This is a genomic window from Synechococcus sp. R55.7 (assembly GCF_047461955.1).
Taxonomy (GTDB): Bacteria; Cyanobacteriota; Cyanobacteriia; order Thermostichales; family Thermostichaceae; genus Thermostichus.
The window spans coordinates 1-1,074 of the sequence record NZ_JANSIC010000377.1 but is presented as its reverse complement, the minus strand read 5'-3'; the positions used below and the strand labels follow the sequence as shown (position 1 = coordinate 1,074).

At 43.9% G+C, this 1,074-nt stretch carries 1 protein-coding gene; it reads left to right on the top strand.

Annotated elements, in window-relative coordinates; translation table 11 throughout:
• Positions 1 to 61: 61 nt before the first annotated feature.
• Positions 62 to 1,072 carry an ACR3 family arsenite efflux transporter gene (arsB, locus tag NW820_RS12610; protein WP_414407670.1) on the top strand — a complete coding sequence of 337 codons (1,011 nt, stop codon included), beginning with the start codon at positions 62 to 64 and terminating at the stop codon, positions 1,070 to 1,072.
• Positions 1,073 to 1,074: the final 2 nt, after the last annotated feature.

Sequence of the window (1,074 nt, the reverse complement as noted above, 5' to 3'; positions counted from 1 at the left end):
GGGAGTCGCTTCCCTTCGGGGAAGTGGAATTAATGGAAACGCTGTAATTAAATTTCAACCCATGAAGTTTTTTGAAAAATACCTTACCGTTTGGGTCTCGCTATGCATTGCTGCAGGCATTGGTCTTGGGAAAATACTGGGGAATTCTGTTTCGGTGCTTGAAAGCTGGCAGATATATACCATCAACATTCCGGTAGCGGTGTTGGTTTGGATGATGATCTACCCGATGATGGTACAGATTGATTTTTCATCGATAGGCGGTGTTTCAAAAAATTGGAAAGGGCTGGCGCTGACAGTTACTGTAAACTGGCTGATCAAACCTTTCACCATGGCATTGTTTGGATGGATTTTCTTTAAAAATCTGTATGCTACCTGGATCACTCCGGAAGATGCAGACCAGTACCTGGCAGGCGCCATTCTGCTGGGTGCCGCACCCTGCACAGCCATGGTGTTTGTGTGGAGTTATTTGGTAAGAGGCGATGCCAATTATACGTTAATACAAGTTTCAGTCAACGATCTTATTCTGCCGGTTGCATTTGTACCCATTGTAAAATGGCTGCTGGGAGTAACCAACATACAGATACCGTATGAAGTACTGATTACTTCGGTGGTTGTTTTTGTTGTTATACCGCTAACTACGGGTTATCTGACCAATCGGATATTGCCTCAACGAAAAGGAAAGGATTGGTTTGAACAAAAATTTCTTCCGGCACTTCGTCCTGTTTCCATACTAGCATTGCTTTCAACCCTGGTTTTACTCTTTGCCTTTCAGGGCGAACACATACTGGATCATCCATACACCATTTTGTTGATAGCCATACCACTGACCATTCAAACCTACTTCATATTTTTTATAACCTGGCTGGGTGGAAAATTGCTCCGTTTATCACATCCGGTTTGTGCACCGGCTGCGATGATTGGTGCCAGTAATTTTTTTGAACTCGCAGTTGCCGTGGCCATATCACTTTTTGGTCTTAATTCAGGTGCGTCGTTAGCCACGGTGGTTGGTGTACTCATAGAAGTACCCATCATGTTATCGTTGGTAGCCATCGCTAACAGTTGGAGGTATTAAAT

Bases quoted from the DNA above. Each gene is read 5' to 3' on its own strand.
- arsB (WP_414407670.1), top strand. From the start codon at position 62: ATGAAGTTTTTTGAAAAATACCTTACCGTTTGGGTCTCGCTATGCATT.